Annotated in this window: 13 protein-coding genes, 1 pseudogene and 1 riboswitch; of the genes and pseudogenes, 3 read left to right on the plus strand and 11 right to left on the minus strand. The window is 51.1% G+C overall.

The features are described from left to right. Positions 1–2: 2 nt before the first annotated feature. Positions 3–1,445: an Asp-tRNA(Asn)/Glu-tRNA(Gln) amidotransferase subunit GatA gene (gene gatA, locus KNO87_RS00710; protein ID WP_214793622.1), complete on the minus strand. Its 1,443-nt coding sequence runs from the start codon at positions 1,443–1,445 to the stop codon at positions 3–5. A gap of 11 nt (positions 1,446–1,456) precedes the next feature. Continuing rightward, on the minus strand, positions 1,457–1,747 hold the full coding sequence (gatC, locus tag KNO87_RS00715) for an Asp-tRNA(Asn)/Glu-tRNA(Gln) amidotransferase subunit GatC (RefSeq protein ID WP_012727041.1): 291 nt from the start codon (positions 1,745–1,747) through the stop codon (positions 1,457–1,459). A 209-nt stretch (positions 1,748–1,956) separates the two neighbouring features. Here gatC and KNO87_RS00720 point away from each other — a divergent pair, with 209 nt between their 5' ends. Then, positions 1,957–3,660 carry a methyl-accepting chemotaxis protein gene (locus KNO87_RS00720; protein ID WP_214793619.1) on the plus strand — a complete coding sequence of 568 codons (1,704 nt, stop codon included), beginning with the start codon at positions 1,957–1,959 and terminating at the stop codon, positions 3,658–3,660. 35 nt (positions 3,661–3,695) lie between these two features. Here KNO87_RS00720 and KNO87_RS00725 read toward each other — a convergent pair. The 3 genes and pseudogenes from KNO87_RS00725 to KNO87_RS00735 all read right to left on the minus strand — a co-directional run bounded on the left by KNO87_RS00725 (position 3,696) and on the right by KNO87_RS00735 (position 6,824). Continuing rightward, a pseudogene (locus KNO87_RS00725) lies at positions 3,696–5,065 on the minus strand (alanine/glycine:cation symporter family protein). Between the two features lie 505 nt (positions 5,066–5,570). Beyond that, entirely contained in the window at positions 5,571–6,008 is a 438-nt protein-coding gene (gene bcp / locus KNO87_RS00730) for a thioredoxin-dependent thiol peroxidase (protein ID WP_214793617.1), read from the minus strand. 12 nt (positions 6,009–6,020) lie between these two features. Next, a complete protein-coding gene (locus tag KNO87_RS00735; protein ID WP_214793615.1) occupies positions 6,021–6,824 on the minus strand; it encodes a hypothetical protein in 804 nt (267 codons plus the stop codon). A 171-nt stretch (positions 6,825–6,995) separates the two neighbouring features. Here KNO87_RS00735 and pruA point away from each other — a divergent pair, with 171 nt between their 5' ends. Next, the gene (gene pruA, locus KNO87_RS00740; protein ID WP_214786014.1) at positions 6,996–8,540 is read left to right on the plus strand and encodes an L-glutamate gamma-semialdehyde dehydrogenase; all 1,545 of its coding nucleotides are present in this window, start codon (positions 6,996–6,998) and stop codon (positions 8,538–8,540) included. 39 nt (positions 8,541–8,579) lie between these two features. Here pruA and KNO87_RS00745 read toward each other — a convergent pair whose 3' ends face one another. The 6 genes from KNO87_RS00745 to KNO87_RS00770 form a co-directional block, all read right to left on the minus strand. Beyond that, positions 8,580–9,815: a GAF and HD-GYP domain-containing protein gene (locus KNO87_RS00745; RefSeq protein WP_214793612.1), complete on the minus strand. Its 1,236-nt coding sequence runs from the start codon at positions 9,813–9,815 to the stop codon at positions 8,580–8,582. 127 nt (positions 9,816–9,942) lie between these two features. Beyond that, positions 9,943–10,407 (minus strand): 6,7-dimethyl-8-ribityllumazine synthase, encoded by a 465-nt coding sequence (ribH, locus tag KNO87_RS00750; protein ID WP_214793609.1) that lies wholly within the window; start codon positions 10,405–10,407, stop codon positions 9,943–9,945. A 5-nt stretch (positions 10,408–10,412) separates the two neighbouring features. After that, positions 10,413–11,588, minus strand: coding sequence for a 3,4-dihydroxy-2-butanone-4-phosphate synthase (gene ribB / locus KNO87_RS00755; protein WP_214793606.1), 1,176 nt, complete (start codon positions 11,586–11,588; stop codon positions 10,413–10,415). Continuing rightward, positions 11,588–12,229: a riboflavin synthase gene (gene ribE / locus KNO87_RS00760; RefSeq protein WP_214793603.1), complete on the minus strand. Its 642-nt coding sequence runs from the start codon at positions 12,227–12,229 to the stop codon at positions 11,588–11,590. The genes ribB and ribE overlap by 1 nt, the downstream gene beginning before the upstream one ends. Further along, positions 12,229–13,293, minus strand: a complete 1,065-nt coding sequence (ribD, locus tag KNO87_RS00765) for a bifunctional diaminohydroxyphosphoribosylaminopyrimidine deaminase/5-amino-6-(5-phosphoribosylamino)uracil reductase RibD (protein WP_214793600.1) — start codon at positions 13,291–13,293, stop codon at positions 12,229–12,231. Before ribD ends, ribE begins: the two co-directional genes overlap by 1 nt. 154 nt (positions 13,294–13,447) lie before the next feature. Then, positions 13,448–13,589, minus strand: a riboswitch (FMN riboswitch). A gap of 80 nt (positions 13,590–13,669) precedes the next feature. Further along, positions 13,670–14,482, minus strand: coding sequence for an undecaprenyl-diphosphate phosphatase (locus KNO87_RS00770; protein WP_214793597.1), 813 nt, complete (start codon positions 14,480–14,482; stop codon positions 13,670–13,672). A 453-nt stretch (positions 14,483–14,935) separates the two neighbouring features. Between KNO87_RS00770 and KNO87_RS00775 the strand changes: the two genes are divergently transcribed. Beyond that, on the plus strand, positions 14,936–15,577 hold the full coding sequence (locus KNO87_RS00775; protein ID WP_074036465.1) for a homing endonuclease associated repeat-containing protein: 642 nt from the start codon (positions 14,936–14,938) through the stop codon (positions 15,575–15,577). The last annotated feature ends 9 nt before the right edge of the window (positions 15,578–15,586 follow it).

The raw sequence follows: 15,586 nt of genomic DNA on the forward strand, positions 1-15,586 counted from the left end.
CCTTAGAGCTGTGGCATCTTGAAACCGCCGTTTGCTTGTTCAAAAGCATGGGCCACGCGGTAAAGTGTTGATTCATCAAAGTAGTTCCCGATAATTTGAAGACCGACCGGAAGTCCTTCTGAGAGACCTGCCGGGACCGAGATTGCCGGGATGCCGACCAAGTTGACCGGAATCGTCATGATATCGTTCGCATACATCGTGAGCGGATCGTCGAGCTGTTCGCCAAGTTTGAACGCTGTCGTCGGTGCCGTAGGTCCAACGATGGCATCGTACTCTTCGAACACTTTCGCGAAGTCCTGTTTCATGAGGGTACGGACTTGTTGTGCCTTCTTGTAGAACGCATCGTAATAACCAGAGCTGAGCGCATATGTCCCAAGCATGATCCGGCGTTTGACCTCATCACCGAATCCTTGTTCACGCGAATACGTGAACACTTCGTCGAGCGTGTCCGCTTCGGCGCGGCGTCCGTAACGGATGCCGTCGAAACGAGCCAAGTTCGAAGAGGCTTCTGACGATGCGAGCAAGTAGTAAGCCGAAAGTGCGTACTTCACGGACGGGATGGATACCGTCTCGATTGTCGCACCGAGAGACTTGAGTGTCTCGATCGCTTTTTCGATTTGTTCGCGGACACCTGGCGCGACGCCTTCTGCCATAAATTCTTCTGGAAGGGCGAACTTCATCCCCGTCAAATCTTGGTTAAGTGCTGCCGTATAGTCAGGCACCTCAACCTCGGCTGACGTCGAATCCATGTCGCAATGTCCTGCAATCGTATTCAATAAGTAAGCATTGTCTTCAACGGTACGTGTGAGCGGACCGATTTGGTCGAGTGAAGACGCGAAAGCAACGAGGCCGAAGCGCGAGACGAGACCGTATGTCGGTTTCATCCCGACGACACCGCAATAAGCGGCTGGTTGACGGATTGAACCACCCGTATCCGAACCGAGGCTAAAGAGGACTTGCCCAGCTGCGACCGATGCCGCTGAACCGCCTGAAGAACCTCCTGGTACACGTGTCGGGTCCCATGGGTTACGGACCGGTTTGAACGCCGAGTTCTCGTTCGATGAACCCATCGCAAACTCGTCCATGTTCAACTTCCCGATCGTGACAGCGCCGGCGTCGTGAAGACGCTCCACCACTGTTGCATCGTGTGCCGGGACGAAGTTCTCGAGGAACGTCGAGGCACATGTCGTGCGCATCCCTTTTGTGACGATGTTATCTTTTACGCCGATTGGCATACCGAAGAGCGGATCGTCTGAAGTTTTCGCGAGCTCATCCATGCGTTTCGCTTGCTCGAACGCATCTTCATTGAGCGTCAAAAACGCACCGATTTTTTCATCCGTCGCTTCGATACGATCGAATGACTCTTTGACGAGGTCCGTGACCGTGACTTCGCCTTCTTTTAATAGCGTATGCAATTTCGCTACACCGTGGTCAAATAAACTCATGAAAGGCCTCCTTACTCAAAGACCGCAGGGACACGGACTTGACCGTTCTCCCAGTCAGGTGCCATCCGTTCGACTTCCTCACGTGGAAGCGATGGACGAACCTCGTCTTTGCGTAGTACGTTTTTCAAATCTAGGGCATGGGTCGTCGGTTCGACGCCCGTTGTATCCAGCTCATCGAGTTGCTCGGCGAACTCGAGAATTTTTGTCAATTGCTCCGTGAAGTGCGTCACTTCTTCATCCGTGATCGCAAGTCGGGCAAGTCCGGCGACGTGCCGAACTTCAGCTTCTGTAATACGAGCCAAAATTCCCACCTCCAACAGTTTTCAATACATCGTTCATTATCATACCACTTTTTCAGAAGACAAAAAAGGAAATCTATCTCGTTCTAAATTGTCTCATTTTTATGAAACTAGGGGAATCCACCCCGAATATTGACCCGCTTTCGAAATCAGCTATACGGTCGGCGACGGATTCTGATTATGATAGAAACGATTCGTTAAGGAGGAATCATATGTCGATCCGAAATAAACTAATCACCGCTTTCAGCATCATGTTTGTGTTGCTTCTTGGTGTAAGCGGTTACTCTTGGTATGCCTTGAACGCCTCAAAAGCGGCTCAAGAAGATATGACCGTTTCCTGGGTACCGGGGATGGACCAGATTCATCAAGTCGATAAACAATTGCTCGAAATTCGCCGCCATCTCATTCGCCACGCCCTCGTCGATGACGCGGTGACGAAACAAAATATCGAACGAGACATCCAAGCGTCCGTCGCCATCTTAGAGCAACGGATGGATGGATATGAAGCGACGATTATCATGGAAGAGGATCAACAGCTCTTCGATCAAGCAAGTTCCGATTGGGCCAACTTCCAGACCGTCATGAATGAACTTATCCGTATTTCAAATGAAGAAGGTACAGAAGCTGCGGAAGCGTACATTCGTGACACGGCTACCGCTAGTGCGGACACCCTCTCGAATTCGCTTGGCCTCCTCGTCAACCTGAACCGGGAAGCGATTCAGACAGACACGGCCGCAGCAGCTGAAATGTTTGAACAGGTTCAGCTGACGCTCCTCGTTGTTCTCGGGGTCGCTGCCGTCATGACCATCCTCATGATGCTCTTCATCTTCCGTTCCATCTTTGAGCCGCTCAAAGAGTTCAAGACGAAGATGCACGAACTCGCGACGAGCGAGGGGGATTTGACGACGTCGATTCCTGTGAAGCGCCGCGACGAGTTCGCTGGACTTGCCCGTGACTTCAATCAGTTCATCGCCAACTTGCGTCAGTTGATCCTTCAAGTAAACGACGTCACAACGGGTGTGACGAAACAATCGACACATATGTATGAAGAGTTGAAAGAACTCGACACGTATATGACGACGACCGCCGCAACGACGGAAGACTTGACCGCCGGGATGCAACAGACCGCGGCAAGCGCGCAAGAAATGAATGCGTCTGCATCCGATATGGAACGGACGATTCACCACATCGTGACCATGGCCGATGAGCGCAAAGTCGAAGCGAAACAAATCGATGAACGCGCCCTCTCCCTTAAATCACATGCGGTAGAGGCGAAAGAGAACGCGATTAGCGTCCTTCACTCAACGCGCACGAACTTGGAGAAAGCGATGCAAGACGCGAAAGCTGTACGGGAAATCGCGACCCTCACGAATGACATCCTTGATATCGCCGCCCAAACGAACCTGTTATCGCTAAACGCCTCCATCGAAGCAGCACGTGCCGGTGAGGCCGGTCGTGGATTCGCCGTCGTCGCCGATGAGATTCGTAAACTCGCCGAAACGAGCCGGGCGACCGTCGAACGCATCCAAGCAATCTCGACGACCGTTCTTCATTCGGTCGACCACTTGAATGAAAGCTCCGGGCAGATGCTTCACTTCCTCGATACGAATGTCTTGAAAGACTACGACCAACTCGAGGAGGCAGCCGGACAATATAGCGAGGACGCAGGTCGCTTCGAGACGACCGCGACCGAGTTCGCCGCTGCTGCGGGTGAACTTGAGCAATTGACATCGAACATGATCGGTGTCATTCAAGACGTGGCGACGACCGTCAACAACGGAGCGCTCGGTACACAGGAAATCGCTGAAAAAGTAACGCTGTCCGTCGATCGCTTCGCTGAATTGAACCGCGCGACCGAACAGTCGCAACAAAAGATGGAAGAACTCGATTCATTGATTCGACAATTCAAGGTATGAAAATAACCCGCCGACACGTGTCGGCGGGTTTCTCATTAGGCGGCAGATTGCACCGCTTCTTTTTTTCGTTCGAGTTCGAATCGTTTTGTCTCGGCGACGACGACACCTGATAGGAACAAGAGTCCAATCAAGTTCGGAATCGCCATGAGACCGTTGAACACATCCGAGATGGACCAAATCAAATTTAAGTTCGTCGTCATTGCACCGAGCCCTGCGACTAAAATATAGAGGACACGATACGGGACGATGACTTTTTCCCCAAGTAAATAGTACGCGGAACGTTCCCCGTAATAACACCAGCCAAGGACGGTGGAATAGGCGAAGAAGACGAGTGAGACCGTCACGATGATTTCACCGATTGGTCCTAAGAAATAAGCGAATGACGCTTGCGTCAAGGCAATTCCTTCAAGTCCTTCCGTATATTGACCACCCATGACAATCGTGAGTCCGGTAATCGAACAGACGATGAGCGTATCGATCAAGACCTGTGTCATCGAGACGACGAGACGAGTGCTTGTCGTCCCGGGAAATCGGTTTTTGCTGCCGCTGCCGCGATCGGTGCAGATCCAAGTCCTGCCTCATTAGAGAACACACCGCGCGCGACCCCGTAGCGAATCGCGGCACCTAACGCACCCCCACCGATAGCTTCGGCACTGAATGTGCTCGAGAACATCGTCGATAAGGCACCCGGTACCAATTCAAGGTTCATGATAAGAATCACGAGCCCACTTCCGACATATGCAAGAATCATGAACGGGACAAAAATCCCGACGACTTTCCCGATCGATTTGACACCACCTAAAATGACAAACGCCGTCACCGCCATCATGACGATTCCTGTCACAACCATTGGGACGTTGAACGAATTGTTCAAGGCGAGACTGATTGAGTTCGTTTGTACCCCGTTCCCAATCCCAAAGGCTGCGACTGATGCGAATAAGGCAAACAACATGCCTAGCCACTTTTTCTTTAGCCCGTGTTCTAAGTAATACATCGGCCCACCGGCAATTTCGCCTCGTTCATCGACGACACGATATTTGACCGCAAGGATGGCCTCCGCATATTTCGTCGCCATTCCGACAAAACCAGATAACCACATCCAAACGACTGCACCCGGTCCCCCGAGGACGATTGCCGTCGCGACACCGACCATATTTCCGGTACCGACCGTGGCCGCTAAAGCCGTCATCAACGCTTGGAAATGCGAGATGTCCCCACGTTGTTTCTTCTTCGGTTTCTCATTCTTTGGAATAAAGGCCTCTTTCAAGCCGACACCAAGCCTCGTCACTTGAATAAAGCCGAGACGGACGGTCAGAAAGATCCCTGTCCCGACAAGTAAGATTAATAAATGTGGCCCCCAGACGAGATTTGATAAACTCGACAGCCAACTTTCAATTTGATTCACCGTGTTGCTCTCCTCCTACGTTCTTGATTTGAGCGCTCTTCTATATTTTTCAGAACATTCACAATCGAGTCAAGGCGCCACACCCTAAGAAAGCGTTTTCACACCGTTATATAATTGTAATATTTTCCCTGAACCCTTGTCCTCATACGCTCCTTAAAATTTATTTCGAAATATGATTGTAATATATCTCCGCACTAAGAAGCACCGATTTCACAATCAATATGAATCGTTAATCGATGGACTGCATCTCGATCAGAAATGGATCGGATGTAAAAGTACAAAGACCTCTCGTGTCGGATTGAGAGCAATAATCAAATACGGGCAGGCGAGACTCCTGAGAGAATAGCAAGCAAAGTGAGACCCAGCAACGACCGAAAGTCGCGATGCGGCTCACTGCTTGCCTCTAGGAAAGCGAGCCGTGCCTGGATTGGTCAAAAAAAGACTGTAGACCTATGGTTTGTCTACAGTCTGAAACCGCTCGAGGCGATTCCTCCAGTTGCTCGTTTTACGAATGAATTGCAGACACGACTTCCTCGACGTGTCCCTTCACTTTGACATTACGCCACTCTTCTTGAATGTAGCCGTCCTCGTTGATCAGGAAAGTTGAACGGACGATACCGTAGTACTCTTTCCCGTAATTCTTCTTCAATTGCCAGACACCGTACAACTCAGACACTTCGTGATCTTCATCGACGAGCAAGTCGAACGGCAACTCATTCTTGGCGATAAAATTCTGGTGCTTCTTTTGGCTGTCCGCTGAAATTCCGATGACGACCGCGCCTTCCATCTTCGGCATCGCATCGCGGAAATCACATGCCTCCGTCGTACAACCGGGTGTCGAGTCACGCGGATAAAAATACAATACGACTTTCTTTCCTAAATAGTCTTTTAACGAGACCATCTCTCCGTTTTGGTTCGGTAATGAAAATGTTGGTGCGAGCATCTGTTTTCCTCCTTAACCGAACGACGGGTCGACGAGTTGTTCGTCAAAACCATCGATCGCTTCCTCTAGTTTTGTCTTTAACGGGTCGAGTGCTTCGATATACTCGATCGGGTCTTCGGTGGCGGCCGCTTCTCGAAGCGACGCCTCATTGTCGGTGTACCACTTCTCGTACGCTTTAAAGTAATCGGCCATGATCGCTTGGTTCTCTTCGACCGTCAACGTCTCCGCCATCAGAAGAAAGACATTATTGTCCGCTTCTAAAGCTGTATAGTCGGTCTGTGCATTGACTCGGTCGTAAATCGGACCTGCCTCATCTTCCGGAACTTCCGCAAGACGGGCGTTCGCTTCCGCGTTGACCCCATATTCGTTTGCCTGTATCCCGATGAGAAGTTCCCCGACTTCAGCGATCACGTCCTCTGGTAACGCGGTCGGCGTGATGACGAGCGACCAGTCCTCCCCATCCTTCACAGCAACTTTACTGAGGCGGTTCGGGAGCGGATTGCCGTCTTGGTCGACCATTTCATGGACGAGAAACGCCACGTCTTCGTCCTCGTTGACCCAACTCTCATAGATATCTCCTGGGGCAAGCTGACGCGTGACAGCGCCGGTCGCCGGGATGTCGGTCAAGCGACCCGCATAATCGATGGCCGTGAGCGCCTCGGCATCGCCCGACTCGAGCGCCGCTTGATAGTCCGCATACACTTCTGTGACAGCATCCGGCAATGCGCGTTTCGTTTCTTCTACAACCGCCTCTTCGTCGTTCCCACATGCCCCGAGCGTGAAGACGAGGAGAAGCGGAATGAGCCATTTTTTCATGTTGTTCGTCCTTTCTAAAGCCGTGTTCTCCCCCATCCTACCATGTCTCGAATCGTCGCTCCAATGGCATGTGTTTCTGGAAAATTGTTTCACTAGGATTTCTACGATAATTTCGATACAATACAGACGTAAGCGCTTTAACGCTCAACATCACTTTAAGGGGGAACGAGAATGATTCCATACAAACATGAACCATTCACAGACTTTACACAAAAAGAGAATGCCGATGCGATCCAAGCGGCAATCGAGAAAGTGAACGGTGAGCTTGGGAAAGACTATCCGCTCGTAATCGGTGGGGAAAAGGTTACGACGGAAGGAAAAATCACGTCTTACAACCCAGCGAACAAAGAAGAAGTGATTGGTCGCGTCTCGAAAGCGAACCAAGAGCTCGCAGAACGTGCGATGCAAGAAGCACTCACAGCGTTCGACTCATGGCGCCACGTCGACCCAGCCGTCCGTGCAGACGTCTTGTTCAAAGCGGCGAACATCGTCCGCAAACGTAAGCACGAATTCTCGGCTTACCTCGTCAAAGAAGCTGGTAAGCCATGGAACGAAGCGGATGCGGATACGGCAGAAGCAATCGACTTCATGGAATACTATGCACGTCAAATGCTCGAACTCAAGCCAGGTAAGAAAGTCGAGAGCCGTCCAGGCGAATATAACCGTTATGACTACATCCCACTCGGGGTCGGGATCGTCATCAGCCCATGGAACTTCCCGTTCGCAATCATGGCCGGTACAGCTGTCGCGGCAATCGTTGCCGGTAACACGATTCTCTTGAAGCCAGCTTCGACGACACCAATCGTCGCTGCGAAATTCGTCGAAGTGATGGAAGAAGCAGGTCTTCCAAAAGGCGTGCTCAACTTCATCCCAGGACCTGGCGCAGAAGTCGGTGACTACCTCGTCGACCATCCGAAGACACGCTTCATCAGTTTCACAGGCTCACGTGATGTGGGACTCCGCATCAACGAGCGTGCTTCTAAATTGAACGAAGGTCAAATCTGGCTCAAACGCGTCATCGCAGAGATGGGCGGAAAAGATACAATCGTCGTCGACGAGTCAGCGGATCTCGAACTCGCTGCACAATCGATCGTCAAATCGGCATTCGGTTTCTCAGGTCAGAAATGTTCAGCTTGTTCACGTGCCGTCATCGTGGACAGTGTGTATGACACGGTACTTGACCGCGTCGTCGAACTTACGAACGAACTCTCTGTCGGCAACACAGAGAAGAATGAACACTTCATGGGACCTGTCATCGACGCAGCGGCCTTCAAGAAAATCACATCGTATTTCGATGTCGCTAAAGAAGAAGGACGCATCGTCGCTGGCGGAAACGCGGATGATTCAACAGGCTACTTCATCGAGCCGACAGTTGTCGCAGACGTCGACCCGAAAGCGCGTCTCATGCAAGAAGAGATCTTCGGACCTGTCGTTGCGTTCACAAAAGCGAAAGATTTCAAAGAAGCGATCGATATCGCGAACAACACAGAGTACGGCTTGACGGGTGCGGTGCTTACACGTGACCGCGCGAACCAAGAATTCGCTCGCCAAAACTTCCACGTCGGTAACCTTTACTTCAACCGTGGTTGCACTGGCGCAATCGTCGGTTACCAGCCATTCGGTGGATTCAACATGTCAGGAACGGATTCAAAAGCAGGTGGTCCGGATTACATCCAACTCCACATGCAAGCGAAGACGACATCTGAAACGTTCTAATCAACAAGGAGACGTTCCCTCGGGGGAGCGTCTCCTTTATTAGTGTGCTTTAAAAGTCTGTTCGAACATGATGGCCATCTCTTCTTGATGGAGCAAGAACAGTTCAAATAGCGTCGGATCGAACGCTCCGTTCATGTCTTTCATCGCTACAATCGAGTCTTCATGTGAGAAGGCAGGTTTATACGGGCGGACCGTACGAAGAGCGTCATAGACGTCGATGATGGTGACGATTCGTGCCGCAAGTGGGATTTCTTCCCCTTTCAAGCCTTTAATATATCCCGTCCCGTCCCAACGTTCATGATGATAGAGGGCAATCTGGTAAGCCATCTGGATAAAGTAGTTATGAGGAAACTGTGTTTGTAAATCCTTCAACACCTCGCCCCCGACGCGCACATGATCTTTCATGAATACCCATTCCTGATCGGATAGCTTATTCGCCTTCAATAAGATCGCATCCGGGACAGAGATCTTTCCGATATCATGAAGCGGTGCCGCGAGTCGAATCCCTTCGATGAAAAGAGGAGACACATCCGGATGATGGTGATCATATAAAATCGTCGCAAAGAGCGTCGACAAATCCTGCACCCGCTCGATATGGTTCCCCGTCTCATTGTTGCGGAGTGCTGACAGGCGTAACAGTGTACGGACAAGTCCTTCTTGATAATCGATCATTTCTTTTTCCCGCTCGGCAAGGATACGCTGTGCTTCTTCGCGTCCCGCCTCGATCCGATGTCGTTCGACCGCCCCGAGAAGTGCATTACTGAAGTCTTGCAGTGCCTGTTGTTCGTATTCCGTGTACGTCCGTTCCGAGACGACGGAATCAAACCCGACAAATCCTTGGCACGTCTTCCCTTGCATCATCGGGACTGCGAGCAGACTTTGAATGGATTGCGGTTCGAGAATCCCGCGGACGACACTATTTTCTGGTAAATCAGCCACGCGCGGAATATACATCGTCTCACCCGCGACATGGGTGTTGACCCATTCGGGCAACACATCGATTGGCACGTCTTGAAGATTGTCCATTTCGGCGGTGATGCCTTCGGCGCACCACTCGAACGTGTTGTGACAAACCTGGTTCGTGAAATCGTAATCGAAGACATAGACGCGGTCGACCGCGAAATAATGTCCAAGTTCGGCTAGCGACTGGTCAACCCGCTTTTTGAAATCCGCAATCTCTGTTGTTAAAAAGCGATTGAGGAGTGACGAAAGCAGGTGATGGAGTCGCTCTTGTTGTTGTAACTGTAACGTCAATGATTCATGCGAAGTTGCCATGTGCCAAACCTCCCTTATTGTCTGAAATGAAATCAATCGTTCCATGAGTTTATTTTACCCAATTTTCAGTCTTTTTACCCTGCTTATACCAATTGAAAAACCGGGTGACGATGCACCCGGTTCGACATCACACTTGCTTCAATAAGTTCGCCATCTCAATGGCCGACGTCGCCGCTTCCCAACCTTTGTTTCCTGCTTTCGTACCAGCCCGTTCAATCGCCTGTTCGATCGTTTCCGTCGTCAATACGCCAAAGATGACCGGGACCTCCGATTGATAACTCGCTTGCGCGATTCCTTTGGCCGCTTCGTTACACACATAATCAAAGTGCGGTGTCGCGCCACGGATGACGGCACCGAGCGTGATGATCGCATCGTATTTTTTACTCATCGCCATTTTTTTCGCAACGAGCGGGAGCTCGAACGCACCCGGGACGAAAGCGAGCGAGACGTCCTCTTCCTTCACGCCGTGACGCTTCAGCGCATCCTTCGCTCCATCGAGTAGACGCATCGTAATCAAGTCGTTAAATCGTCCGACGACGATTCCAATCTTTAAGCCTTCTCCAACTAAGTTACCTTCAAATGTATATGTCATCTCATTCATCCTCCGATATGGTTCATTTTGAGTTGTTTCGTCATTCGATATGACTCGTTCGCTTCGTGCGCACCGACATGGAGCGGTACACGTTCGACGACGGTGATGCCACATGATTCTAAGGCATCGACTTTTTCTGGGTTATTCGTCATGAGGCGAACACGGGTCACTCCGAGGTCACGGAGCATCGCCGCACTGACACGATAGTCACGCATGTCGGGATGAAATCCGAGCGCCTCGTTCGCCTCGACCGTGTCTAACCCTTCCTCTTGCAAGGCGTATGCTTTCAATTTGTTCACGAGTCCGATCCCTCGTCCTTCTTGGCGCATATAAAGGACGATGCCCGACTCCTGTTCGATTCGACCGATAGCAGCATCGAGTTGTGGACCGCAATCACATCGGAACGACCCGAAGACGTCTCCCGTCAAACATTCCGAATGAATTCGAACGAGCGGGACGTCCGACAGCGTCTCGGTCACGAGAGCGACGTGCTCGTGTCGGTCGAACCGATTCGCGTATCCGATCATCCGAAACGCGCCTTTCGATGAGGGAAGTGACACGTCCGCTTCGCGCGTGACAAGGTCTGTCTCCATATATCGGACCAATGCCTCGATTGTGATGAAGGCCAATTCATGACGTTTGGCGACTTGCACCAAGTCCGGTACGCGGGCCATCTCCCCGTCTTCACGAATGATTTCACAGATGACGGCTACCGGTTCACTGCCTGCAAGTCGTGCCAAATCGACGGACGCTTCCGTATGGCCACGGCGCACGGAGACGCCTCCTTTTTTGGCGATGAGTGGGAAAAGGTGTCCTGGGCGTTGAAAGTCAGACGGACGTGATGACGGATTCGCCAATTCGCGAACGGTATGGGAGCGCTCGCTCGCAGAGATGCCTGTCGTCGAATCGACATGGTCAACACTGACCGTAAATGCCGTCCCATGTGGGTCCGTACTGTTCGTCACCATTGGCACAAGGTCAAGGCGTGCCGCGACTTCTTCGGCGACGGCTGCACAGACGAGTCCTTTTCCTTCCGTGATTAAAAAGTTCATCGTCTCAGGTGTCATCTTGTCACCGAGCACGACAAAGTCACCTTCATTCTCACGGTCCTCGTCATCGACAACGATGATGGGACGTCCGCGTCTTAACTCCTCAATCGCTCGATCGATCGAATCAAACATTACCATCCCGCCTTTCCATAACCTTGTGACGCCAAAGACTCGAGTGTCATCTTCGACTGTCCGACTAATTTTTCCATATATTTTGCTAACAGATCACATTCCAAATTGACAGAGTCGCCGACATGCTTCGATCCGAGAACGGTCTCGCTATACGTGTGCGGGATCAAGGACAGGGTAAATCCACGTTCTGATACGTCAAATACGGTCAGACTTGTCCCGTCCACAGAAATCGATCCCTTCGGCACGATGTATGAAAGAAGCGAACGGTCGCATTGAATGTCGACATATACGGCATTCGCGAGCGGACGTTTCTTGGCGATGCGTCCGACGCCGTCGACGTGTCCGGACACGAAATGCCCACCGAATCGTCCGTCCGCTGGCATCGCCCGCTCCAGATTGACTCGTGTGCCCGGCTTGACCCCATCTAAACTGGAGGCCTTCAACGTCTCTGGCATCACATCAACAGCGAACGTCGACGCGTCAAACGTCGTGACCGTCAGACAAATCCCGTTCACCGCAATGCTGTCCCCGACCTTCACGTCCTCGAGCACTTTCGTACCTGACAGGACGAGCCGTAAGGACGGTCCATTTCGCTTCACCGCTTTGACCGAACCGATTTCTTCTACGATTCCGGTAAACATCAGAGCGCCCCCTTTCGAAGGACGACTTTCAGATCAGGTCCAATCGTCTCGACCTGATGAATGCCAAAGCGAGCAATCGCATCGATCGAGCCTTCCTGCTGCGAGCGATAGATGCCGTTCTTTCCGCCGAATACGCGCGGTGATTGATAGGCGACCCATTCATCGACATACCCTCCGTCAAGAAGGGACGTGACAAGCGTCGGTCCCGCCTCCACCAACAAGCGCCCAACCCCGTTCGCGTACAATGTCTCGAGCATGCTCCCGAGTGACGTATAATCGAATAGCTCGATGCCCATAGCACGCGCCCGTTCCCGTCTCTCTTCATCGTCTGACGAAGTGAACAGGAGGACCGGTACGTCTTCAGCCGTTCGAGCAAGCGTGCTCGCGAGTGGCAAGCGAAGATCACGGTCGAGGACGACTCGCTTCGGCTGACGTGTCTCTCGGTCCAATCGAACGGTCAGTGCCGGATCATCGGCGAGCACCGTTCCAATCCCCGTCAAAATCGCATCGACTGTCGCGCGTAGTTCATGAACGTCACGACGAGCTTCCGAACTCGTCACCCACTGGCTCTCACCCGACTCCAAGGCAACTTTCCCGTCGAGGCTCGTCGCCGTCTTTAAGATGACGTACGGTCGTTTCGTCTCGAGCGCTCGCAAGAACGCTGGATTCAATTCCTTTGCTTCATCTTCAAGCAGTCCGACTTCGACCTCGACCCCAGCCGACCGGAGACGCATGATTCCTTTTCCGGCAACGAGCGGGTTCGGGTCCTCCATGGCGATGACGACCCGTTTGATCCCGGACTCTACAATCAAGTCGGCGCACGGTGGTGTTTTCCCGTGATGCGAGCACGGCTCAAGCGTGACGAAAAGTGTTGCTCCGTTCGCTGCCGCACCTGCCATCTTGATTGCATGAACCTCGGCATGCGGTTCGCCCGCCTTGAGATGGGCGCCTAGCCCGACGATGCGACCGTCTTTGACGAGAACGGCACCGACGAGCGGGTTCGCCCCAGTCTGTCCATCGGCCGATTTCGCCAATTGGATGGCCTGTTTCATGTACTGTTTCATCGTTCTCCCTCCTTTTTTCCGTACAAACAAAAGACCCTAAGGAAAGGTCCTTAGGGTCTTGGTGGGAGGGTTTTCGTCGCTTTTGAACAAGCCAAATAAACGTTTTCTTTACAGAAAAGCGTACGACGAAGCACAGGTCACGCGGACCTGTTTTTTGTTCCTTCTCCCATCCAGACTATACTGTCGGCTCTAGAGTCTCACTAGATCCACCGTTCGCACACGTGCGCCCGGGTCACGGACTTAGGGCATGGCCCATCACCGCCGGTTGGGAATTTCACCCGACCCCGAAGGAATATTTGTTTGTACAGATTTACTGTATCGCAATTGTTTTTATTTCGCAAAACAAAAAGCGCCACTCGTGAGAGTAGCGCCTCGATTATGCGAGAAAGAGGACGACAAGAAGCCCGACAATCCAGCAATAATATGAGAAATACTTCAGTTCGCCTTTGGCCATGACGTGTTGGAACCACTTCAACGAAATCGCAGTCAACGCATACGAGGCGATGAACGCCAAGATGAGCGGGCCGAACAAGTCACTCGTCTCCGGGTTCGTAAACAAAGCCGGACCGTCCAAAATCATCGTTCCGAGACTGATCGGGATGAACAGGAAGAATGAGAAACGAAGTGCTGATTCCTGCTTGATCCCGAGTAACATCGCCATGACGATGGTCGCCCCAGAGCGACTGATGCCTGGGATAAGTGCTACCGCTTGGGCGAGCCCAATCAAGATGGCGTCACGTAACGTGATACCGCCGTCCCCTTTATTCCCGCGCATATTTCGAATGAACCAAAGCGCGAGACCTGTGATGATGAGCGTATATCCGACCGTCGCGACGCCACCGAGTACTTCTCCGATCCAGTCGCCGAAAATGACACCGAGGACACCGGCTGGAACCGTTGCGACGAGGAGCAAGCCGATAAACTTCACATCGACCATCGTTTCTTCCGTTCGGTCCTTCTTGAATAGGAACGTCCATAAACTGACGATGAGACGGATGACATCTTTACGATAGACCGTCAAAACCGCGAGGAGCGAAGCAAAGTTTACGAAAACTTCAAATGACAATCCCGGCAAGTCGATGTTAAATAATTCTTGGAAGATAACAAGATGTCCACTTGATGAAATCGGAATCGGCTCCGTGAATCCCTGGATCAATCCGAGCAACGTATAAAATAACCAAACTGTCATAATGGTAATCCTCTTTTCTGTTTTTCACTCAATGCGCCTATTTTAGCAGAATTGGACTTTCGTTGACCAGCTGTTAAAAATTTTTTGATGTAATTTCAATATTCGATTGATTAGTCTGAAAATTAAATTTATTATAGAAGGGTACTCATCTGGAGCGAAGGCGATGACCCCATTTCTCCAGTTGGGTACTTTTTTATAAAAATATGACATTTTTGGTTGATTAAAACTTTTTGTTTACATTTATCTCGAAATTCGATTTAATTTGTAATAGAACTGTTACCATTTTTTGAAATCTTTATCTGTGACTTTAGACCTATCCATTTCTTAGAATATGTTTAAAAATTTTCAAAATCACGTTAATAAATCCGAAAAACCATCCGATAGTATGATTGTAGGAGCATTTTTTTCATCTTTGTCGGTTCATATTTGAGTCCACGGAAGGAGGAACCATCATTGAGTCAAACGCTAACCACTAAATCCCATCACCTGTCCACTGAACAGCAGAGGATGATCCATTGCATCCGCCTTCTCGGGGACTTGCTGAAGGAACGTCCGCGCCGTTCTGTCTATCGTCGCTTTGCCATGGAACAGAATTGGCCATCTCCTGAATCGATCATCAGACAGTTCGGGTCATGGGCTGAGGCACTTGCCATCGCAGGCTATGAATGGCATGGAGAAGCAACTGTCGAATTGCCAGACAAAATGCCAAAGTATACACGCGAGGACATCATCGAGACACTTGCGCTTTATTCGCGAGACATGGGCTCGATCATCACCTTGAAGAAGTATCAGCAATGGCGAAAGCTCCATCCGAAGGCACCGAGCCATTATCACATCGTCAAGACGTTCGGTTCGTGGCATGATGCCTGTGCCGAGGCAGGACTTGAGGCAAGTGTCACCTATTCGAAAACGGAACTCTCCAACGCGCTCCGTGAAGCTATTCAGGAAATGGGCTTCTCCCTCTCATTCGAAGCATATCGGGAATGGGCGAAGCGTAACAACAAACCTTCGACAAAAGCGATCTTACATCGTTACGGCTCTTGGTCAGCCGCCGTTCATGCGGTTGAATCGGAACTTTATAATACGAACTCATAATCTTTTCAT

The sequence above is a fragment of the Exiguobacterium sp. s34 genome (assembly GCF_018617435.1).
Lineage (GTDB): Bacteria > Bacillota > Bacilli > Exiguobacteriales > Exiguobacteriaceae > Exiguobacterium > Exiguobacterium aestuarii.